At 65.8% G+C, this 20,526-nt stretch carries 18 protein-coding genes; 12 read left to right on the forward strand and 6 right to left on the reverse strand.

Annotated features, from left to right (window positions below; translation table 11 throughout):
• Positions 1 to 22 precede the first annotated feature (22 nt).
• A complete protein-coding gene (locus PSEST_RS01850) occupies positions 23 to 1,414 on the reverse strand; it encodes an enolase C-terminal domain-like protein (RefSeq protein ID WP_015275377.1) in 1,392 nt (463 codons plus the stop codon).
• A 450-nt stretch (positions 1,415 to 1,864) separates the two neighbouring features.
• On the opposite strand from PSEST_RS01850, the gene kdgD reads away from it, so the two are divergent.
• The 10 genes from kdgD (at position 1,865) to PSEST_RS01900 (ending at position 13,914) form a co-directional block, all read left to right on the forward strand.
• Positions 1,865 to 2,776, forward strand: a complete 912-nt coding sequence (gene kdgD / locus PSEST_RS01855; protein WP_015275378.1) for a 5-dehydro-4-deoxyglucarate dehydratase — start codon at positions 1,865 to 1,867, stop codon at positions 2,774 to 2,776.
• A gap of 70 nt (positions 2,777 to 2,846) precedes the next feature.
• Complete coding sequence (locus tag PSEST_RS01860) at positions 2,847 to 4,289, forward strand: aldehyde dehydrogenase family protein (protein WP_015275379.1); 1,443 nt, start codon at positions 2,847 to 2,849, stop codon at positions 4,287 to 4,289.
• 92 nt (positions 4,290 to 4,381) lie between these two features.
• Positions 4,382 to 5,722 (forward strand): glucarate dehydratase, encoded by a 1,341-nt coding sequence (gene gudD / locus PSEST_RS01865; RefSeq protein WP_015275380.1) that lies wholly within the window; start codon positions 4,382 to 4,384, stop codon positions 5,720 to 5,722.
• A 120-nt stretch (positions 5,723 to 5,842) separates the two neighbouring features.
• The gene (gene garD / locus PSEST_RS01870) at positions 5,843 to 7,396 is read left to right on the forward strand and encodes a galactarate dehydratase (protein WP_041756867.1); all 1,554 of its coding nucleotides are present in this window, start codon (positions 5,843 to 5,845) and stop codon (positions 7,394 to 7,396) included.
• A gap of 93 nt (positions 7,397 to 7,489) precedes the next feature.
• Positions 7,490 to 8,419, forward strand: a complete 930-nt coding sequence (locus PSEST_RS01875; RefSeq protein WP_015275382.1) for a 2-hydroxyacid dehydrogenase — start codon at positions 7,490 to 7,492, stop codon at positions 8,417 to 8,419.
• Positions 8,420 to 8,545: 126 nt separating this feature from the next.
• Positions 8,546 to 9,436, forward strand: coding sequence for an aldose 1-epimerase (locus tag PSEST_RS01880; RefSeq protein WP_015275383.1), 891 nt, complete (start codon positions 8,546 to 8,548; stop codon positions 9,434 to 9,436).
• Between the two features lie 159 nt (positions 9,437 to 9,595).
• Positions 9,596 to 11,719, forward strand: a complete 2,124-nt coding sequence (locus PSEST_RS01885; protein WP_015275384.1) for a TonB-dependent siderophore receptor — start codon at positions 9,596 to 9,598, stop codon at positions 11,717 to 11,719.
• A 49-nt stretch (positions 11,720 to 11,768) separates the two neighbouring features.
• A complete protein-coding gene (locus PSEST_RS01890) occupies positions 11,769 to 12,065 on the forward strand; it encodes a DUF3649 domain-containing protein (protein ID WP_015275385.1) in 297 nt (98 codons plus the stop codon).
• Entirely contained in the window at positions 12,062 to 13,588 is a 1,527-nt protein-coding gene (locus PSEST_RS01895; RefSeq protein ID WP_015275386.1) for a PepSY-associated TM helix domain-containing protein, read from the forward strand. The genes PSEST_RS01890 and PSEST_RS01895 overlap by 4 nt, the downstream gene beginning before the upstream one ends.
• A complete protein-coding gene (locus PSEST_RS01900) occupies positions 13,585 to 13,914 on the forward strand; it encodes a DUF3325 family protein (protein WP_041756411.1) in 330 nt (109 codons plus the stop codon). Before PSEST_RS01895 ends, PSEST_RS01900 begins: the two co-directional genes overlap by 4 nt.
• Positions 13,915 to 14,022: 108 nt before the next feature.
• Here the strand turns inward: PSEST_RS01900 and PSEST_RS01905 are convergent, their stop codons facing one another.
• The 4 genes from PSEST_RS01905 to PSEST_RS01920 form a co-directional block, all read right to left on the reverse strand.
• Positions 14,023 to 15,294 carry an OprD family porin gene (locus tag PSEST_RS01905; protein WP_015275388.1) on the reverse strand — a complete coding sequence of 424 codons (1,272 nt, stop codon included), beginning with the start codon at positions 15,292 to 15,294 and terminating at the stop codon, positions 14,023 to 14,025.
• A gap of 313 nt (positions 15,295 to 15,607) precedes the next feature.
• Positions 15,608 to 16,111, reverse strand: coding sequence for an LEA type 2 family protein (locus PSEST_RS01910; protein WP_015275389.1), 504 nt, complete (start codon positions 16,109 to 16,111; stop codon positions 15,608 to 15,610).
• Positions 16,112 to 16,870, reverse strand: coding sequence for a slipin family protein (locus tag PSEST_RS01915; protein WP_015275390.1), 759 nt, complete (start codon positions 16,868 to 16,870; stop codon positions 16,112 to 16,114).
• Entirely contained in the window at positions 16,860 to 18,239 is a 1,380-nt protein-coding gene (locus tag PSEST_RS01920; RefSeq protein ID WP_015275391.1) for an NfeD family protein, read from the reverse strand. Before PSEST_RS01920 ends, PSEST_RS01915 begins: the two co-directional genes overlap by 11 nt.
• A gap of 313 nt (positions 18,240 to 18,552) precedes the next feature.
• Between PSEST_RS01920 and PSEST_RS01925 the strand changes: the two genes are divergently transcribed.
• Complete coding sequence (locus tag PSEST_RS01925; RefSeq protein WP_015275393.1) at positions 18,553 to 18,750, forward strand: hypothetical protein; 198 nt, start codon at positions 18,553 to 18,555, stop codon at positions 18,748 to 18,750.
• A gap of 5 nt (positions 18,751 to 18,755) precedes the next feature.
• Here the strand turns inward: PSEST_RS01925 and PSEST_RS01930 are convergent, their stop codons facing one another.
• Positions 18,756 to 19,748, reverse strand: a complete 993-nt coding sequence (locus PSEST_RS01930; RefSeq protein WP_015275394.1) for an SDR family oxidoreductase — start codon at positions 19,746 to 19,748, stop codon at positions 18,756 to 18,758.
• A gap of 436 nt (positions 19,749 to 20,184) precedes the next feature.
• Between PSEST_RS01930 and PSEST_RS21595 the strand changes: the two genes are divergently transcribed.
• Positions 20,185 to 20,343 (forward strand): YqaE/Pmp3 family membrane protein, encoded by a 159-nt coding sequence (locus tag PSEST_RS21595; protein ID WP_015275395.1) that lies wholly within the window; start codon positions 20,185 to 20,187, stop codon positions 20,341 to 20,343.
• Positions 20,344 to 20,526: the final 183 nt, after the last annotated feature.

A 20,526-nucleotide genomic window follows, 5' to 3' on the forward strand; every position in this document is an offset into this window, starting at 1 on the left:
TCTCCGGGTTTGGGCTGCGGGTTCAGGTATTGCGGCCGAGGCTGGGTTTCTTCGGGTCGTAGGTCCAGCCAGGCACCAGGTAACGCATCGCCATGGCGTCGTCGCGCGAGCCGCTGGCGACCTTCTTGTACAGCTCGTGGGCGGCCATGATCCGGTCCATGTCCGGCTCGATACCCAGGCCCGGGCGCTCGGGCACGCGCACCTGGCCGTCGACGATCTGCAGTGGCTCGCGGGTCAGGCGCTCCTGGCCTTCCTGCCAGATCCAGTGGGTGTCGATGGCGGTAATGCGTCCCGGCGCGGCGGCTGCGGCGTGGGTGAACATGGCCAGCGAGACGTCGAAATGGTTGTTCGAATGCGAGCCCCAGGTCAGGCCGAACTGCTCGCACATCTGCGCCAGGCGCACCGAGCCCTGCATGGTCCAGAAGTGCGGGTCGGCCAGCGGGATGTCGACTGCCTCCAGGCGCAGCGAGTGGCCCATCTGCCGCCAGTCGGTGGCAACCATGTTGGTGGCAGTGGGAATGCCGGTGGCGCGCTTGAACTCGGCCATGATCTCGCGGCCGGAGTAGCCATTTTCCGGGCCGCAGGGGTCTTCGGCGTAGGCGAGCAGGTGGCCCTGGCCCTTGCACAGGGCGATGGCTTCGTCCAGCGACCAGGCGCCGTTGGGGTCCAGCGTCACGCGGGCATCGGGGAAGCGCGCCTTGATCGCGGCGATCGCCTGCATCTCCTCCTCCCCGCGCATCACGCCGCCCTTGAGCTTGAAGTCGGCGAAGCCGTAGCGCGCACGCGCGGCCTCGGCCAGGCGGGCGATGGCGTCCGGGGTCAGCGCCTGCTGATGGCGCAGGTGGTACCAGTCCTCGCCAGTGCTGGCCAGATAGGGCAGGTCGGTGCGCTGGCGATCACCTATATAGAAGAGGTAGGCGAGCATCGGCACCGCGTCGCGCTGCTGACCGCTGCCGAGCAGCTCGGCTACCGGCACGTCGAGGTGCTGGCCGAGCAGGTCGAGCAGGGCGGCCTCTACCGCGGTGATCACGTTGTCCAGGCGCAGGTTGATCTCGTGAGGCTGCTTGAGTACCGCCGCCTCGGCTTCGGAGGTCACCTCGTGGCGGGTTGCCTGCGGCGTACCGGCGGCGTTGCTGGCGATGGCGCTGCGCAGGCTGTTGAGCGTGCGGTTGTAGAGGCCGATCGGCTGGCCGATGACCAGCGCCCGGCAGCGCTCCAGTGCCTGGCGGATGCCTTCGCCACCGGGTACTTCGCCGATGCCGGTGTTGCCGGCATTGTCGGTGAGCAACACCAGATTGCGGGTGAAGTAGGGGGCATGGGCGCCGCAGAGGTTGAGCAACATGCTGTCGTGGCCGGCCACGGGGATGACCTGCATGCTCTTTACATGGGGTGTCGCGCTGAACGGCTGACTCATTGTGCACGGCCTCCGCTGCAGGCGAAGCGAGCTGCCGGGACAGTCGCCCTGTGAGAATTGGCTGGGGTGGTGCGGCGGATGGTGGTATCGGCAGCCGGCGGCTGCGCAGGGGACGGGCAATTGCGGAACATGTCCGGGGCCTCGCTATTGTTATTGTGGTCATAGGTCGTCGTACGACTATGGAGGATTTTTTACAGTTCGCTACGTCAGCTGTCAAACGAAATAATCAGTGCATTTGCCTGGGTTTGCTCAACTGCTTATGCCATTAAGCAGCAGACTTCGCACCGCTTGCCCTGGCGGGAGGAGTGAAAGGCAGAAAGCTTTCATTCAGCTTTCAGCGCTGAAGAAAATGCGAAGAAAAAACGGTTGGACTATTTTTAGTTGTACGATAACGTATCTCACGGCTGATGCCCTTGTACCTCCTCAACATGCATTCAGGATGCTCGAATAATGAATCCACAAGAATTGAAGGCCATCCTCTCTTCCGGCCTGCTGTCGTTCCCGGTCACTGACTTCGACGCGCAGGGCGACTTCCATCGCGCCGGCTATATCAAGCGTCTGGAATGGCTCGGCCCCTACGGTGCCTCGGCGCTGTTCGCTGCTGGTGGCACCGGCGAGTTCTTTTCGCTGGAGCCGCGCGAGTACAGCGAGATCATCAAGACCGCCGTCGACACCTGCGCCGGCACGGTGCCGATCCTTGCCGGTGTCGGTGGTCCGACCCGCCTGGCCATCCAGATGGCGCAAGAAGCCGAGCGCCTCGGTGCCAAGGGTTTGCTGCTGCTGCCGCACTACCTCACCGAAGCCAGCCAGGAAGGCGTAGCGCTGCATGTCGAGCAGGTCTGCAAGTCGGTGAACATCGGCGTGGTGGTTTACAACCGCAACGTCTGCCGCCTGACCGCGCCGCATCTGGAGCAGCTGGCCGAGCGCTGCCCGAACCTGATCGGCTACAAGGACGGCCTCGGCGATATCGAGTTGATGGTGTCGATCCGCCGCCGCCTCGGCGAGCGCTTCAGCTACCTCGGCGGCCTGCCGACCGCGGAAGTCTATGCCGCCGCCTACAAGGCGCTGGGCGTGCCGGTGTATTCCTCGGCGGTGTTCAACTTCATTCCGAAGACCGCCATGGACTTCTACCAGGCCATTGCCCGCGAGGATCACGAAACTGTCGGCAAGCTGATCGACGATTTCTTCCTGCCGTACCTGGACATCCGCAACCGCTGCAAGGGCTACGCGGTCAGCATCGTCAAGGCCGGTGCACGCATCTCCGGCTACGACGCCGGCCCGGTGCGCGCGCCGCTGACCGAGCTGAAGCCCGACGAATACGAGCGCCTGGCGGTGCTGATCGAGAAGCAGGGCGCCCAGTAAGCCTTTCCGGAATCGCCCCGGCGCTACGCTGCCGAACGGCCGCGTCGGGCATCATCAGAGGACACTTTGCATGGCTGACGTACAACGCTACGACAACTTCATCGACGGCCAGTGGGTCGGCTCGGATCGCTACCAGGCCAACACCAACCCGTCCGACCTCTCTGACGTGATCGGCGAGTACGCCCAGGCCGATGCCGCACAGGTCGAGCAGGCCATCGCCGCCGCCCGTCGCGCCTTCCCGGCCTGGGCCACCTTTGGCATCCAGGCGCGCGCCGATGCGCTGGAAAAGGTCGGCCTGGAAATCCTCGCCCGACGCGAAGAACTCGGCACGCTGCTGGCGCGGGAAGAGGGCAAGACCCTGCCGGAAGCCATTGGTGAAGTCGCCCGCGCCGGCAATATCTTCAAGTACTTCGCTGGCGAATGCCTGCGCCAGGCCGGCGAGACGCTGCAGTCGGTGCGCCCCGGTGTCGGCGTGGAAGTGACCCGCGAACCGCTCGGCGTGATCGGCCTGATCACCCCCTGGAACTTCCCGATTGCCATTCCGGCCTGGAAGATCGCTCCGGCGCTGGCCTTCGGCAATTGCGTGGTGATCAAGCCGGCCGACCTGGTTCCCGGCTGCGCCTGGGCCATCGCCGAGATCATCTCCCGTGCGGGCTTCCCGGCCGGCGTGTTCAACCTGGTGATGGGCAAGGGCCGTGAGGTCGGCGAGGCCATCGTCAATGCCAAGGATGTCGATGCGGTGAGCTTTACCGGCTCGGTGGGTGTCGGTCGCGGTATCGCCCAGACCTGCGTGGCGCGTGGCGCCAAGGTGCAGCTGGAGATGGGCGGCAAGAACCCGCAGATCGTGCTGGACGATGCCGACCTCAACGTTGCCGTCGAGCTGTGCACCCAGAGCGCGTTTTATTCGACCGGCCAGCGCTGCACGGCGTCGAGCCGCATCATCGTCACCGAAGGCATCTACGACCGTTTTGTCGAAGCGATGGTCGAGCGCATCAAGAAGATCAAGGTTGGTTCGGCGCTCGAGCAGGGCGTTGACGTCGGCCCGGTGGTGTCCGAGGCGCAGCTGGAGCAGGACCTGCGCTACATCGAGATCGGCAAACAGGAAGGCGCACGCCTGGCCTGCGGCGGCGAGCGGGTGAAGTGTGGCACCGAGGGCTACTTCCTGGCGCCGACGCTGTTCGTCGACAGCGACCCGAACATGCGCATCAGCCGCGAGGAAATCTTCGGCCCGGTGGCCAACGTGGTGAAGGTCAAGGACTACGATGAAGCGCTGGCGATGGCCAACGACACCGAGTTCGGCCTGTCCGCCGGCATCTGCACCACCTCGCTGAAGTACGCCAATCACTTCAAGCGTCACGCCCAGGCCGGCATGGTGATGATCAACCTGCCCACCGCCGGGGTGGATTACCACGTGCCGTTTGGCGGCCGCAAAGGTTCGTCCTACGGCCCGCGCGAACAGGGCCGCTACGCCCAGGAGTTCTACACCACGGTGAAGACCACCTACATCGGCTGAGGTGAAAGCCGGTCGAAAGGCCACGCTGCGAAACTGCGTAACGGCGCCCCGCGCGGGCGCCGCATCCCCGACAAGAACAACAGAGGACACCCATGACCATTGCCGCAACGGGCACACCCCGCATTACCGAACTCACCGTCGTGCCCGTCGCCGGGCAGGACAGCATGCTGATGAACCTCAGCGGCGCTCACGGCCCCTGGTTCACCCGCAACATCCTCATCCTCAAGGACAGCGCCGGGCATGTCGGCGTCGGCGAAGTGCCGGGCGGCGAAGCCATCCGCCAGACGCTGGAAGACGCCCGCGTGCTGCTGGTCGGCGAGCCCATCGGCCAATACAACGCCCTGCTCAACCGTGCGCGCCGCGCTTTCGCCGACCGCGATTCTGGCGGCCGCGGCCTGCAGACCTTCGACCTGCGCATCGCCATTCACGCCGTCACCGCACTGGAGTCGGCGCTGCTCGACCTGCTCGGCCAGCACCTTGAGGTGCCCGTCGCTGCACTGCTCGGCGACGGCCAGCAGCGCGATGAAGTGGAAATGCTCGGCTACCTGTTCTTCATCGGTGATCGCAACAAGACCGACTTCGGCTACCGCGACGAATCCGGCGCCGATGACGCCTGGTTCCGCCTGCGCAACGAGGAGGCCATGACGCCGGAGAGCATCGTCCGCCAGGCCGAGGCGGCCTACGAGCGCTACGGCTTCAAGGACTTCAAGCTCAAGGGCGGCGTGCTGCGCGGCGAAGAAGAGGTCGAGGCCATCCGCGCCCTGGCCGCGCGCTTCCCCGACGCCCGCGTGACGCTGGACCCCAACGGCGCCTGGTCGCTGGACGAAGCCATCGGCCTGTGTCGCGACCTGCACGGCGTGCTGGCGTACGCCGAAGACCCCTGTGGTGCCGAGAACGGCTATTCCGGCCGCGAAGTGATGGCTGAATTCCGCCGCGCTACTGGCCTGCCCACCGCGACGAACATGATCGCCACCGACTGGCGGCAGATGAGCCACACCGTGCAGCTGAACTCGGTGGACATTCCGCTGGCCGACCCGCACTTCTGGACCATGGCCGGCTCCGTGCGCGTGGCGCAGATGTGCGCCGACTTCGGTCTGACCTGGGGCTCGCATTCGAACAACCACTTCGACATCTCGCTGGCGATGTTCACCCACGTCGCCGCCGCCGCACCGGGCCGCGTCACCGCCATCGACACCCACTGGATCTGGCAGGACGGCCAGCACCTGACCCTCGAGCCGCTGAAGATCGTCGGCGGCAAGGTCGCGGTGCCACAGAAGCCGGGGCTGGGTGTCGAACTCGACTGGGATGCCCTGCAGCAGGCCCATGCCCACTACCAGGAGAAGGGCCTGGGCGCCCGCGACGACGCCATCGCCATGCAGTACCTGATCCCGGACTGGACCTTCAACAACAAGAAGCCCTGCATGGTGCGCTGAGCGAAGCACCCGGTGGACGGCTTCGGCCGTTCACCGTCCGAGGTCGGCCATGCATGGCATCCTCGGTGATCGCCAAACAGAACAACAACCGGACCAACCGGAGCAGACATGAGCGAAACCGTGCAACTGATTCCCCACCAGGACTCCCCGCGCTGCATCCGCCTGAATGAGGCGGACAACGTCGCCGTGGTGGTCAATGACGGCGGCGTGCCGGTCGGTGCGCAGTTCGAGGGCGGGCTGGTCACGGTCGAGGCCGTGCCGCAGAGCCACAAGGTCGCGCTGGTCGATATCGGCGAAGGCGAGCCGGTGCGCCGTTATGGGCAGATCATCGGTTACGCGCTCGAACCCATCCGTTGCGGTAGCTGGGTAAAGGAAACGCAGTTGAAGATGCCCAGCGCGCCGCCGCTGGAAAGCCTGCCGCGTGCCACCGCCGTGCCGGACAAGCTCGCGCCGCTGGACGGCTATACCTTCGAAGGCTTTCGCAATTCCGATGGCACGGTCGGCACGCGCAACATCCTCGGCATCAGCACCACGGTGCAATGCGTCACCGGCGTGCTGGAACACGCGGTCAAGCGCATCCGCGACGAGCTGTTGCCGAAATACCCGAACGTCGATGACGTGGTCGCGCTGACCCACAGCTACGGCTGCGGCGTGGCGATCAATGCCCGCGACGCCTACATCCCGATCCGCACCGTGCGCAACCTGGCGCGCAACCCCAACCTCGGCGGCGAAGCGCTGGTCATCAGCCTCGGCTGCGAGAAGCTGCAGGCCGAGCAGGTGATGCACGAGGGCGATCCCTCGGTGGACCTGCGCGAGCCCTGGCTGTACCGCCTGCAGGAATCGAACAGCGGTTTCGGCGAGATGATCGAGCAGATCATGGCGCTGGCCGAAACGCGGCTGAAAAAACTCGACCAGCGCCGCCGCGAAACGGTGCCGGCCAGCGAGCTGATCCTCGGCATGCAGTGCGGCGGCAGCGACGCCTTCTCCGGCATCACCGCCAACCCGGCGCTGGGCTATGCGGCGGACCTGCTGGTGCGCGCCGGCGCCACGGTGATGTTCAGCGAGAACACCGAGGTGCGCGATGCGGTGTACATGCTTACCGCCCGCGCCGAAACGCCGGAAGTGGCCGATGCGCTGATCGCCGAGATGGACTGGTACGACCGCTACCTGGAGCGCGGCGCCGCCGACCGCAGCGCCAACACCACGCCGGGCAACAAGAAGGGCGGGCTGTCGAATATCGTCGAGAAATCCCTTGGTTCGATCGTCAAATCCGGCAGCGGCGCCATCAGTGGCGTGGTCGGGCCGGGCGGGCGGGTCGCGCGAAAGGGCCTGATCTTCTGCGCCACCCCGGCATCCGACTTCGTTTGCGGCACGCTGCAGCTGGCGGCCGGGATGAACCTGCACGTGTTCACCACCGGCCGCGGCACGCCCTACGGCCTGGCCATGGCGCCGGTGGTCAAGGTTGCCACGCGCACCGAGCTGGCCGAGCGCTGGCCGGACCTGATCGACATCGATGCCGGGCGCATCGCCAGTGGCCGCGCAAGCATCGAGGAGCTCGGCTGGGAGCTGTTCCACTACTACCTGGACGTCGCCAGCGGCCGCCGCAAGACCTGGGCCGAGCAGCACCGCCTGCATAACGACCTGGTGCTGTTCAACCCGGCGCCCATCACCTGACGGGCGCCGCAAAGGCCGGATCGGGCTGGCACACTCAACACCGCGAAACTGACATCAGGCGCGGTCTACGGAGCACGCTTCGAGGAGAACACCATGGCTTATCTGCTGCAGGTCGCGCCGCTGTCGGCGCGGCTCGACCGTGAACTGGCCAGCCGCTACGACATCCTGTCGCTGTGGCAGGCCGAGACCGCAGCGCGCCTGGACGAGCTGGCCGACGCGATCGAAGTGGTGGTGACAGGCTCGCGCTTCGGCTGCTCGGCCGAGCTGATGGCGCGGCTGCCGGCGCTCAAGGCCATCGTCAGTTTCGGCGTCGGCTACGATCCCATCGACGTGCCGGCGGCGCAGGCCCGCGGCATCGCCATCAGCAACACGCCGGAGGTGCTCAACGACTGCGTCGCCGACCTCGCCATGGGCCTGATCATCGACGGCCGCCGGCAGCTGAGCCGCGCCGATCGCTTCGTCCGCGCCGGCGGCTGGCCCAGCGGCAACCTGCCGCTGGCGCGTCGGGTCACCGGCAGCCGGCTGGGCATTCTAGGTCTCGGCCGCATCGGCCACGCAGTAGCCAAGCGCGCCGAGGGCTTCAGCATGCCCGTGCGTTACCACAACCGCCGGCCGCTCGCCGACTGCCCCTACGAGTACGCCGGCAGCCTGGTGGAGTTGGCGCGCTGGGCCGACGTGCTGCTGCTGACCTGCGTTGGCGGCCCGCAGACTCGCGGTCTGGTGAGCCGCGAAGTGCTCGATGCGCTCGGCCCGGACGGCCTGCTGGTGAACGTCGCGCGCGGTTCGGTGGTGGACGAGCCGGCGCTGGTCGAGGCACTGCAGGCGGGCCGCCTCGGCGGCGCCGCGCTGGATGTGTTCGCCGAGGAACCCCAGGCGCCCGAGGCGCTGCTGGGCATGGATAACGTGGTCCTGCTGCCGCACATCGGCAGCGCCACCCGGGAAACCCGCGGTGCGATGGAGGACCTGGTGCTGGCCAACCTGCAGCGCTTCCTCGCCGAGGGGCAGTTGGTGACGCCGGTCTGAGTACGGCTGGCGTCCGTACACGGCACGGGCCATAAGCCTGCGTCGGCATTGCATGACCCATCGCCGCCGCACCTGGGGCGCCACAAGCGCCCTAGCGGTGTGGCGGCACACATTCTGGAAAGACGCATGGCTTCGTTCGACGAACTCCACCTGACCCGTGGCGGTTTTCAGCTCGCCGTCTGCCCGGCGCTGGGCGGCGCGATCACCCGTTTCGCCTTCGACGGCTTCGATCTGCTGCGGCCCTGGGATGGCAGCGAGCAGGTACGGCGCACGGGCTGCTTCGTGCTGGCGCCGTATTCCAACCGCGTCGCCGATGGCCGCTTCGACTTTGACGGCAGCTCCCATCAACTGCGACGCAACTCGGCCGATCACGCCTTGCCGATTCATGGCGTGGCCTGGAAGCGGGCCTGGCAGCTGGACGAGCGGGGCGCCGATCACCTGCTGCTCAGCCTGTCGCATGACCCGCGCGAGGGCGAGAACACCGCGGACTGGCCGTTCGCCTTTCACCTCAGCCAGCGACTGCAGCTTCTCGATGACGGCCTGGCACTGGAGCTACGGCTGCACAACCGCGACAGCCGGCCGATGCCGGCGGGACTCGGCTGGCATCCGTACTTCCCTCGGCATGCCGGTGTCGAGTTGCAGTTCGCCGCCGCGACGGTTTGGCTGGCCGATGAGCAGCAGCTGCCGCTGCACCAGGCGGCGATTCCGGCTAGCTGGGATTTCCGCCAGCTACGCGCGGTGGACGAGCCCGGGCTGGACAACAATTTCAGCGGCTGGAACGGCCAGGCCCAGCTCTGCTGGCCGGAGCAGCGGCTGAGCCTGGCGATCGAGGCTGGGCCGGGGCTGCAGCATCTGATCGTCTACACCCCGCCGGCCGTCCAGGGCTTCATCGCCGTGGAGCCGGTGTCGCACGCCAATGGCGCACTCAATCGTGGCGCAGAAGGGCTGGAAATCCTCGCGCCCGGACAGACCCTGATCCGTGATTGCCGCTGGCGGCTCAGTCCAGCGGCGGGCTGACCGCGCCGGCTGCCATCTGCTCAGAGGCGACCCTCCAGCAACGGGCAGGCAAGGCATTTCCACGAAAAGCCGAACCGCTCGGCAAAACAAAACACATCTTCTAAATGCAAACATTTATCAATATCATGCGCGTTCACATAACAACCAAGGAAGAACGCCATGAGTCGCGTTGTCGCTTCGCCTCCATTTTCGTTGCGCCCGCTGGTGCTGGGTCTGCCCATGCTGGTCGCCTGCTTCGCCGTGGAGGCGCAGGAAGCGGTCGAGCTGGAGGCACAGCAGATCACCGCGCCGCGCGAAGTCGAGCGGGGTAATGGCCCGGTGGAAGGCTACGTTGCCAAGCGCAGCGTCAGCGCCACCAAGACCGACACACCGATCATCGAAACGCCGCAGTCGATCAGCGTGATCACTGCCGACCGCATTCGCGACCAGGGCTCGCTGACCATCCAGGACTCGCTGCGCTACGTGGCCGGCATGCGCGGCGAGGCCTATGGCTTCGACAGTCGCGGCGACTTCGCGCTGATCCGCGGCGTTGCGCCAACACTCTTCTTGGATGGCCTGCAGCAGAGCGTGGGCTTCTACACGAACTCACGTACCGATCCGTTCACCCTGGAACGCGTCGAGGTGATCAAGGGGCCATCCTCGATGCTCTACGGGCAGAGTTCGGTCGGCGGCCTGCTCAATTTCGTCAGCAAGCGTCCGCAGGCGGAACAGAAGAGCGAGCTGCAGCTGCAGTACGGCAGCTTTGATCGCAAGCAGATCGCCTTCGACAGCACCGGTCCGCTGGACGACGATGGCACGCTGCTCTATCGCGTGGTGGCGATCCAGCGCGACAGCCAGACCCAGGTCGATCACACCAAGGACAACCGTCTGCTGTTCATGCCGTCATTGACCTGGCGCCCGAACGAGCAGTTCGAATGGACGCTGATAGCCAACGTGCAGAAGGACGATGGCGGCACCACCAGTGGGTTCCTGCCGCACCGCGGCACTGTGCTCAGTGCGCCTTATGGCGAGATCGGCAGTGAGCGCTTCGTCAGCGAGCCCGGATTCGACGAGTACGACACCGAGCAGAAAGCGCTCACCTCGCAGATGGCCTGGCGCCTGGACGACACCTGGACACTGCGGCAGAACCTGCGCTGGCAGAAGAGCAAGGTCAGCTACCAGTCCATATACGGATGGCCGCCAGTACTGGGCGCCGACGACCGCACGGTCAATCGTGTCTATTACGTTTCCAAGCCGGAAGTGACCATCTGGAGCGCAGACCATCAGGCCGAGTCGCGCTTCGACACCGGCCCGCTGCAGCACACCGCGCTGGTGGGCATCGACTATCGGCATGCGGTCACCGATAGCCGGACCGCTCGCGGTAACGCTACGCCGCTGGACCTTTACGACCCGGTGTACGGCACCTTCGATCCGTCCGGCATCACCCTGTCTGACGTTCCGCAGCAGCGTGTCGCGCAGCAGGGTCTTTATGTTCAGGACCAGATCCGTCTGGACAAGTGGCTGGCCACCCTGGGCCTGCGCAAGGACTGGGCCGACACCCGCGTCGAGCAGGGCACCCGGCAGAAGGATGACGCGGTCACCGGTCGCGTCGGTCTGACTTACCTGTTCGACAATGGTGTGGCGCCCTACATCAGCTACAGCGAGTCCTTCACCCCTATCATCGGTCTGGATAACGTCACTCAGCAGTCCTACAAGCCGCTAGAAGGCGAGCAGTGGGAGCTCGGTGTGAAGTATCAGCCGGCTGGCAGCAACACGCTGCTCACGGCCGCAGTGTTCGATCTGCGCGAGAAGAACCGCCAGATGCCGAACCCGGCAAACCCGCTCAGCACCATTCAGGCCGGTGAAGCGCGGGTCAAGGGGCTGGAGCTGGAAGGGCTGGTGGAGATGAACTCGAACTGGGATCTGATCGGCACCTACACCTACCTGGACAGCGAAGTGGTCAAGGGACCGGTCGCCCAGCAGGGCAAGCGCATCGCCAGCGTGCCCGAACACATGGCCTCGCTGTGGTCGCAGCATCGCTTCAGCATCGCCGGCATTCCCGGCTTCAGCGCCGGTGCCGGGGTGCGCTATGTCGGCGCCAGCTGGGACGGCACCGATAGCCTGAAGACGCCTTCGACCACGCTGTTCGACGCCATGCTCGGCTACGCCTACCAGGACTGGTCGCTCACCCTCAACGCCACCAACCTGGAAGACGAGACCTACTACACCACCTGTCTGTCACGCGGCGACTGCTTCACCGGCAACCGTCGCACGCTGACAGCGACGGCGAGCTACAGCTTTTGATCGCCGCTGAGCCAGGCGCCGCATACCGACCTGCAAGGGAGGGCTCCAGGTGAGTCGCAACATATCCATCAACCGCTGGAACATCGCGTCGCGCGTGCTCGCGGCGCTGGTCGGCGGTTACGCGGTCGCCTACGCGGTGACCGCCTTTCTTGCGGTCTACCTGCCGCTGGCGCGCCCTGATCGTGTGGTGTTTTCCAGCCTGGCGAGCTTCGCCGTGTGGACCGCCGTGGTGATCTACGTGTTCGCTGCCCGCAGCGCCACACGGGTATGGCTGTTGATCGTCGGCGTGACTGCGGTGCTGTGCCTGGCCGCATTCTTTTCCGGTGACTGGAGGGTGCGTCCATGAAACTGCGCCAAAGCATGGCCGGCCTGCACACCTGGGGCGGACTGCTACCGAGCTGGTTGCTGTTCGTGATCATCTTCGCCGGCACCGTCGCCTGCTTCGACAAGGAACTCAGCCGCTGGATGCGTCCCGCGCTGCACGACGGCGTGGTATCGAGTCTGGGCGCCGATGACGTGCACGGCTGGTTGCAGCAGAACGTCAGCGAGGAGCTGCATGCCTTCTGGATGCACGGCCCCACCGAGCGCGAGCCCTATTGGCGACTGGGCTGGGAAGTGGACGCCACCAAGACGATCCACAACGTCGCCTTCGACCCGCGCAGTGCGCAGGCCGAACCGATGGCGGAAACCGTCGGTGGCGAGTTCTTCTTCAAGCTGCATTACAACCTGCACGCCGGCGACATCGGCATGTACATCGTCGGTTTGGCCGGCATGTTCATGCTTGTCGCGCTGGTGTCGGGAGTGATCATCCACCGGCGCATCTTCAAGGACTTCTTCACCTTGCGGCCCAAGGCCAACGGGCAGCGTGCATGGCTCGATGCGCACAACCTGTTCGGCGTGGTCGGCTTTCCATTCCATCTGGTGCTGGCCTACACCGGCGTGGCGATCTTCGTTGCGTCCTACATGCCGGCTGCCGCCCAGGTGAGCTATTCCGGCAACGTCATGCAGTACTTCGGCGAGGTGATGGGCAGCTTCGAGCGCGAAGAAGTGGGCCAGCCGCCACCGGCTCCGGTGTCCCTCGATGCGCTGATGGTCGAGTCGCAGCGGCAGTGGGGCGGAGGCGAGGCGGGCTGGGTCAGCGTGCATCATCCCGATGATGCGTCGGCGGTGGTGGACGTCCGGCGCCGGGACCGTTCGCGGATCGGCTCGCCGCAGGACACCCTCAGCTACGACGCCGGCACTGGTGAACTGCTCAACCGTCAGGATGCCTCCACCGGCTATCGCGCCTACCTCTGGCTGGCGGGGCTGCACATGGCGCAGTTCGGCGGCACGCTGGTGCGTCTGCTCTATCTGCTGATGGGGCTTGCCGGTTGCGCCATGCTGGTCGGCGGGCTGCAGGTCTGGCTGGCCAAACGCGAGCAGCGCGGTGATGCGAGCGTGGTCTGGGTGCGTGCGCTGAACGCCTCGGTGTTCGCCGGCCTGCCGCTGGCCAGCCTGGCGCTGCTGTGGGGCAACCGGTTGATCCCGGCCGGTTTCGCCGAGCGGGCGGTCGCCGAAGGCTGGGTGTTCGCCGGCGCCTGGCTGCTGGTCGCGCTCTGGTCCGTGCTGCGGCGTCAGCAGGCGCGGCAACTGCTGCGTGAGCAGTTGCTAATCGGTGCGGCGCTTGCGCTCGGCTTGCCGCTCATCAACGCGCTGAGCTCCGATGGTCACCTGATCGCCAGTCTCGGACGTGGTGACTGGGCGCTGGCATCGGTCGATCTGTTCATGATCGTCGCCGGGCTGATCTGTGCGACCTGCGCCTGGCGCCTGAACACAACCCCGGCTGCCGCTGCGGTGCGCGGTCGTGCGACTCGAGTACAGGAGGCATGAACGTGCTGCTATTGGCTTTTGCCCTGGCCTATCTGGGCATGGCGTTGTTGTGCCTGACGATGAATCGCCACCGGGGCGTGCTGTTGCGCGCCGGTACGCGTCTGCCTGGCGTGGTGATCCTGCGTTTGCTGGCTGCGGGCTGTTTCGGCATCGCCTTGTGGCTGGGAATCGCCAGCCAGGGCGGCGAGATCGGAACGGTGGTATGGCTTTGTCTGGTGATGCTATCGGGGTTGCTGCTGGTACTGCTGTTGGCCTGGCGTGCGCACTGGGTGCTGCCCGCGGCGCCGTTACTGACGCTGGGCGGTATCTTGCAGGGGGTGTTGTAACGGCTGGGCGCCGGGTTCGCCCGGCGTGAGACGAAAAAAGGCCCGTCAGACGACGGGCCAAAGATTTACCGCAACCGGAGCGAGGAGGGTTGCGTACTGCGCTACCGCTTACAGCACAGATAGCGGGTAGTTGAAGATCAGGCGGTTCTCGTCGAACTCGTTGGCGCTGTAGTCGCGACGGATGCTGGAGTTGCGCCACTTGACGTTGAGGTTCTTGAACGGACCGCTCTGCACCGTATAGGCGAGCTCCGACTCGCGGCCCCATTCCTTGCCGTCATCCACGCCGCCAGCTTCGATGCGATCGCCGCTGATGTAGCGGTTCATGATCGTCAGACCCGGAACGCCCATGCCGGTGAAGTTGTAGTCATGGCGCAGCTGCCAGGAGCGCTCGTTGCGGTTGTCGTAGGCCGAGTTGAACGAGTCGTTGGCCAGGGTGCCGCCGCTGGTGCCGTTGACGCGCATCCAGCCATTGTCGCCGCTGACCTTCTGCAGGCCGACGTAGAAAGTGTTGCCACCCACTTGCAGACCGAACAGACCGGAGTAGGTCTTGTTGTCCAGGTCGCCGACCCGCGCACTGCCTTCTTCCTTGCCGGTGAAATAGCCGAGGTTGGCGGTCAGCGCCATGCCTTCGCCGATTGGCTGGGTGTGCAGGAACTGGAAGTAGTTCTGTTGGTAGATGTCTTCCAGTCGTGCATGCCAGGCGCCGACCTTGGTCTTGGCGCCAAGCTCGTACTCGCCACCCACGAAGTTGAAACGGTCGGACGTCACGCCAGCGAAACCCTGCAGGAACATGTCGTCCATGCTGCCGTCGTCGCGCGGGCTGTTCTGCCGCATCTGGCCGCCGTAAAGCGCCAGGCCGTTGATCTCCCTGGAGGTGATCATGCCGCCCTGGAAGGTCTGCGGCAGCGAGCGGCCGTCATCCGAGCGCAGGATCGGCAATGCCACCATCCACTCACCGACACGCACTTCGGTCTCGGACAGCTTGGCCTTGGCCGCGACTGCCACGCGGGCGAAATCATCCGGCGGATGGCGGTCGCCCGGTGCGCCATGTACCGGCAGCAGGCCGGTGCCGTAGGTGCCGCCACCGCCATCGAGCTTGACGGCCAACAAGCCCAGCGCATCCACACCGAAACCGACCGGGCCAGGCGTGTAGCCGGACTGGAAGTTGAGGATGAAGCTCTGTGTCCATTCCTCACCCTTGCTCTGGGCGTAGTCGGGGTCGACGAAGTTACGGTTGATGTAGAAGTTGCGCAGGTTCAGTGAAAGCTTTGCGTCATCGATGAAGCCTTCGGCTTGCGCGCTGGCGGTAAAGCCGAGCGATGCCAGGGTCATGCAGCCGCCAGCGAACAGCGCGACGGACGAGGGGGTGCGTGGGGTCATTATTGTTGTGCTCCCTTGCTTGATGGGCCGCCCCGGTGTGGCCACCGTGGGGGCGGTGGTCTATGCCTGATGGCAAGTCTAATGACGTCAGTTGTCATATGACTGCTCGCATTATGGGCATGCCTGCATCGTTGTCAACGTCGCCTAAAGTCGAACGCAAGGGCAGGTTGTATGGGCGGCTGGCAGTTTTTTAGCCCGTAGAATGGCCATGAGCGCCATTCTGGCGGCTATGCAGCGCTTGAAGATGGGCTATTGCATCTCGTCGGATGCGTGCCCGAAGGATCACCCTTGAATCGACGGGTGATCGTATGACCTAGGGGCGGCGATAGGGTGAGGTTGCTGCCGGAGAGAGATCGAAGGTGCCTTTCTCGACGAAGCGCTGGGTGCCGAACAGGCCGCCGGCAAGCTTGCCGCGCAGCACGTAGGGCACCTCGTCGAGACCGACGTGCTCGGCCAGCCCCAGCGCCTGGCGCGCAGCCGAGAAGGCGGAAATGGTCACCGGCACGCTGAGCACGCTCTCGCCGAAGCGCGGCACCGTGCCGCGCTGGTCGCTGACGCCGCTGGCCAGTCGGCGACCGTTGACCTCCAGATCGAGGGCGACGCCGTTGTAATCGATGGCGGCCTCGTTGGGGTTCTGCAGGCGCAGCCGGACCATGAAGCGCAACTCCAGACCTTCGCCCTGCAGCGGCTGGATGCCGGCGACCTGAACGTTCAGCGGGTCGCGTGGCGAAAAGGCTGCGCAGGCGCCGAGCGCCGAGGCAAGCAGGGCGATCAGCAGCAGACGCAGCGGGCGGTGAAGCGTGGCAAGTATGTGCACTCAGGGTTTCCTGTCGAGGTTCTTGATGCCCTGCAGCAGCTCGATGGGCAGCGGGAAGACGATGGTGGAGCTCTTGTCGCCGGCGATGTTGCTCAGCGTCTGCATGTAGCGCAGCTGCATCGCGCCTGATTGCCGGCCGAGCATTTCGGCGGCCTGCATCAGTTTTTCCGAAGCCTGCAGTTCGCCCTCTGCATGAATGACCTTGGCGCGCCGCTCGCGTTCCGCCTCGGCCTGGCGCGCGATGGCGCGGACCATGGACTCGTCGAGGTCGACGTGCTTGATCTCGACGTTGGCCACCTTGATGCCCCAGGCGTCGGTCTGTGCGTCCAGAACCTGCTGGATATCGGTGTTGAGCCGCTCGCGCTCGGCCAGCATGTCGTCCAGTTCGTGCTTGCCGAGTACCGCGCGCAAGGTGGTTTGCGCCAGCTGGCTGGTCGCCGAGTGGTAGTCCTCGACCTCGATGATCGCCTTCTGCGCATCGAGCACTCGGTAATACACCACCGCATTGACCTTCACCGAGACGTTGTCGCGGGAGATCACGTCCTGCGTCGGCACGTCCAGCACCAGTGTGCGCAGGTCGACCCGCACCATCTGCTGCACGCCGGGGATGATCAGAATCAGCCCAGGCCCTTTGACCTTCCAGAAGCGGCCGAGCATGAACACCACGCCGCGTTCGTACTCGCGCAGGATGCGAAACGCCGAGGCCAGCACCCCCACCAGCAATACCAGCAGCACCAGAAAACTCATTTCATAAGCCATGGTTCAGCTCCTCTCGATTGGTTGCAGATGGTGGCGCGACCTCCAGTTGCAGACCGTCCCGGGCGATCACGCGCACCTGCTGGCCGACCTGCAGTGCGGTGGTGCTGCGCACCTGCCAGTTCTCGCCGTGCAGGTGCACCCAGCCGCTGTGCGGGTTCTGTGTTGGCACTGCGTCGACCAGCACCAGGCTGCCGATCAGCGCGCTGTCGCCGCTGACCAGCCGCTGGCGTCTCGCTTTCAACGCCATGGCGACGAGGGCGAACACCAGCAGGGCGCTGATGATTCCCAGCGGCACGATCAGCGAGAGCGGTATGCCGAAACCGGGCACGTCGGTGTCGATCAGGATCACCGCGCCGGTGACGAACGCGGCAACGCCACCGATGCCGAGCATGCCGAAGCTGGGCAGAAAGCCCTCGGCGACCATGAAGGCGATGCCGAGCAGGATCAGCGCGACGCCGGCGTAGTTCACCGGCAGCAGTTGCAGCGCATACAGCGCAAGGATCAGGCAGATGCAGCCGAGCACGCCGCCGCCACCCATGCCCGGGCTGGAAAATTCGAGGATCAGCCCGTAGATGCCGATCATCATCAGGATCAGCGCGACGCTCGGGTTGGTGATCACCGCCAGCAGGCGTACCCGCCAGTCCGGCGCATGCTCGATCAGCTGCGCATCGGCGGTGTTCAGGCTGACGTCGCCCGCGATGGTGGCGAGGGTCTTGCCGTCGAGCTGGCGCAGCAGGTCGGCGACATCGCGCGCCAGGTAATCGATCACCTCCAGTTCCAGCGCTTCGCTGGCAGACAGGCTGACCGCCTCGCGCACCGCCTGCTCGGCCCACTCGGCGTTGCGTTCGCGCAGCTGAGCGAGGCCGCGGATATAGGCCGCCGCATCGTTGATCTGCTTGCGGCTCATGGCATCGGCGGGCTTCTGCGTGTCCTCATCCTTTTCGCCCTTCGGCTGCTCGGGTGGAGCACCGGGCATACCGCCGCCGATCTGCACCGGCGTTGCCGCGCCGAGATTGGTACCGGGCGCCATCGCCGCGACATGACTGGCGTAGAGCATGTAGGTGCCGGCGCTGGCGGCACGGGCGCCGCTGGGGGTGACATAGGTGGCCACCGGGATCGGGCTGGCGAGGATCGCCTTGATGATGGCGCGCATGGAAACGTCGAGCCCGCCGGGAGTGTCCAGCTCCAGCACCACCAGTTGTGCGCCCTCGTCGCGGGCATGTTCGAGGCCGCGCAATACATAGTCGGCACTGGCCGGACCGATGGCGCCATCCACCCGCAGCAGTGTCACCGGCGCCGCGGCGCTCGCACCCTGGACCGCCAGCGCGCAGAGCAGGAAAAGCAGCCAGCTAAGGGGGTGGCGAGGCATGACGATGTCCTCTGGCGACGGCACGGCACAGTGTCGTGCCCTTGCTGGCAGCTTAGACCACCGCCGTGCTGGCACAGCGAGGCAGGACGCCGCGCATCCGCCGGCCGGGCTGAACTCCGGTCGCGTCCACGGCCTCAGAGCCAGTAAGGGCAGGCCTTCCGGCCTGCATGCTGATCAAGGGAGTCGCCATGCGCATCCATCATTTGAACTGTGGCTGCATGTGTCCGCTCGGCTGCCTGAAGCATCGCGCCGAGACGCGGTTCTGCAGTCACGACTCGCGGGAACTGGCGCGCATGCAGGGCGGGGCGCACTGATGGCGGCGCCACGCAGCAAGACGGTCGAGACGATGATGGCCGCGGTGCGCTGGATCGGCTTCGCTGCCTGTTCGGTCGCCGCCGTCGGCTATGCAGCGATCGGCAATTACAACATGGCCGGGGCGATGCTCGCGCTGGCCGTGCTTTCCTGGATCAATATCCGCCGCAAGCGCGGGGCGCCGCCGCCCCGCAGCTGAATGCCTCAGCGTCTGCGCCGGCCCAGCGCCCAGCCTGCGCCCAGGGCCAGTAGCGTGCCGGCACCCAGCGCGAGCTTGCCAACAGTCGCCGAGCTGAGCGCCAGCGCACGTGGCTGGGCCTGATCGCTGAAGCGTCCCTCGGTGGCGTGCAGCCCCTCGACCGGCTCGAACAGGTTGTCGGGTCGGCCCTCAGGCGCGCGTTCGGGGATCAGCTGGCCGTCCCAGGCTTGCCGCGCGAGCATGCGATCGAGCAGGCCGGGCATGAACAGCGTGCCGATGATCGCCTTCAGGCTCGCGCTGCCGACCCACAGCTCTCGCGGCGCCTCCCGGGCTGCGTGCAGGATCGCACGGGCGGCGACCTCCGGCGTGTGGATCGGTGGCACCGGCTGCGCACGCCAGCCGATCTTGTTGCGCGCCCATTCGAACTGCGGCGTGTTGTGCGCCGGCAGCTGCACCATGCTCAGGCGGATGGCGCTGTTGTCGTGAATCAGCTCGCAGCGCAGCGAGTCGATGAAACCGCGGATGGCGAACTTGGCGCCGCAATAGGCGGACTGCAGCGGTATCGCGCGGTAGGCCAGCGCCGAGCCAACCTGGACGATGGTGCCGCGGTTGCGCGAGCGCATGTGGCGCAGCGCGGCCAGGGTGCCATGCACGCTGCCGAGATAGGTCACCTCGGTGACGCGGCGGATCTCCTCGGCGGTCAAGGCAGCGAAGGGGCCGAACACCGTGGCCATCGCCGCATTGACCCAGACATCGATGGCGCCGAGCTCCGCTTCGATGCGGCTGGCTGCGGCATCCAGCGCAGCGGCATCGGCGACGTCTGCGGAAATCGCCAGAACCGTCGCGCCGAGCGCTTCGAGTTGCTCCTGGGTGTCGCGCAGGCCCTGTTCGCCGCGCGCGATCAGCGCGACCCGGTAGCCGGCTTTGGCGAAAGCCTCGGCGGTCGCACGGCCGACTCCGGCGGTCGCTCCACAGATCACCGCGGTTGGTTCTGGCATAGGAAACCCTCTGGTCGATGCATGGGAAAGCCGCGTGGTGGCACGCAAGCTGTGGTTAGACGACCCGCGCAAGCCGTGGCGAGTTCCGACCCCGGCGCCGGGGTTGTTCCCTACCGAATTGCTCGGCTATCGACCAATGGCCAATGGCGGCTACGCCTTTGGTCTGGGATGGTTAGCAGGCTAAGCGAAAGCTGGCGCCGCCCCTTTGCTCAAAAGGCGAAGCGGCATGACGCACGATGCCACTCTAGGTGGCTGCGTCTTCCCTCTCTGAGCATCCATCCGATGCCCTCGGCGGCTTATCCGGTCGCCTGCGGACTTTTCTACCCGCTGCCCTGCGGCAGCGGGCATCCCGCCTCACAGCAAGGAACCCGTCTGCGCCGATCAGGTCGATTCAGTAGGCCCTCTTGATGGCCATCCCTGACTGACGGAGACCCTGATGGACCTTATCCGCATCATCGTTGCGATTCTGCTGCCACCGCTTGGTGTGTTTCTCCAAGTCGGCTTCGCTGGCGCGTTCTGGCTGAACATCCTGTTGACGCTGCTCGGCTACATTCCCGGCATCATCCACGCCGTCTGGATCATCGCCCGCCGCTGATCGTCCCGGCCCGGGTTCTGCCGGGCCGTTTTTGAACTCCTCTCCCTGCCCGTGTAGAGTCGCGCGTTCTGCGCTGCGGAACCTATTACGCGCGAAACACTCAAGAAAACGCTGGTAACCCAGCGCCATCGAACCTTGCTGGCGTCTGCACATCCATGCGCGTTCAGCCCACTCCGGGCATAC

Origin of the sequence: Stutzerimonas stutzeri RCH2, assembly GCF_000327065.1 — a bacterium.
In the GTDB taxonomy this organism is placed as follows: domain Bacteria; phylum Pseudomonadota; class Gammaproteobacteria; order Pseudomonadales; family Pseudomonadaceae; genus Stutzerimonas; species Stutzerimonas stutzeri_AE.

What these genes read in the sequence shown, in the direction of transcription:
- PSEST_RS01850 (WP_015275377.1), bottom strand. Translation starts at nt 1,414, where the DNA reads ATGAGTCAGCCGTTCAGCGCGACACCCCATGTAAAGAGCATGCAGGTC.
- kdgD (WP_015275378.1), top strand. Translation starts at nt 1,865, where the DNA reads ATGAATCCACAAGAATTGAAGGCCATCCTCTCTTCCGGCCTGCTGTCG.
- PSEST_RS01860 (WP_015275379.1), top strand. Translation starts at nt 2,847, where the DNA reads ATGGCTGACGTACAACGCTACGACAACTTCATCGACGGCCAGTGGGTC.
- gudD (WP_015275380.1), top strand. Translation starts at nt 4,382, where the DNA reads ATGACCATTGCCGCAACGGGCACACCCCGCATTACCGAACTCACCGTC.
- PSEST_RS01875 (WP_015275382.1), top strand. Translation starts at nt 7,490, where the DNA reads ATGGCTTATCTGCTGCAGGTCGCGCCGCTGTCGGCGCGGCTCGACCGT.
- PSEST_RS01880 (WP_015275383.1), top strand. Translation starts at nt 8,546, where the DNA reads ATGGCTTCGTTCGACGAACTCCACCTGACCCGTGGCGGTTTTCAGCTC.
- PSEST_RS01885 (WP_015275384.1), top strand. Translation starts at nt 9,596, where the DNA reads ATGAGTCGCGTTGTCGCTTCGCCTCCATTTTCGTTGCGCCCGCTGGTG.
- PSEST_RS01895 (WP_015275386.1), top strand. Translation starts at nt 12,062, where the DNA reads ATGAAACTGCGCCAAAGCATGGCCGGCCTGCACACCTGGGGCGGACTG.
- PSEST_RS01900 (WP_041756411.1), top strand. Translation starts at nt 13,585, where the DNA reads ATGAACGTGCTGCTATTGGCTTTTGCCCTGGCCTATCTGGGCATGGCG.
- PSEST_RS01905 (WP_015275388.1), bottom strand. Translation starts at nt 15,294, where the DNA reads ATGACCCCACGCACCCCCTCGTCCGTCGCGCTGTTCGCTGGCGGCTGC.
- PSEST_RS01915 (WP_015275390.1), bottom strand. Translation starts at nt 16,870, where the DNA reads ATGGCTTATGAAATGAGTTTTCTGGTGCTGCTGGTATTGCTGGTGGGG.
- PSEST_RS01920 (WP_015275391.1), bottom strand. Translation starts at nt 18,239, where the DNA reads ATGCCTCGCCACCCCCTTAGCTGGCTGCTTTTCCTGCTCTGCGCGCTG.
- PSEST_RS01925 (WP_015275393.1), top strand. Translation starts at nt 18,553, where the DNA reads ATGGCGGCGCCACGCAGCAAGACGGTCGAGACGATGATGGCCGCGGTG.
- PSEST_RS01930 (WP_015275394.1), bottom strand. Translation starts at nt 19,748, where the DNA reads ATGCCAGAACCAACCGCGGTGATCTGTGGAGCGACCGCCGGAGTCGGC.
- PSEST_RS21595 (WP_015275395.1), top strand. Translation starts at nt 20,185, where the DNA reads ATGGACCTTATCCGCATCATCGTTGCGATTCTGCTGCCACCGCTTGGT.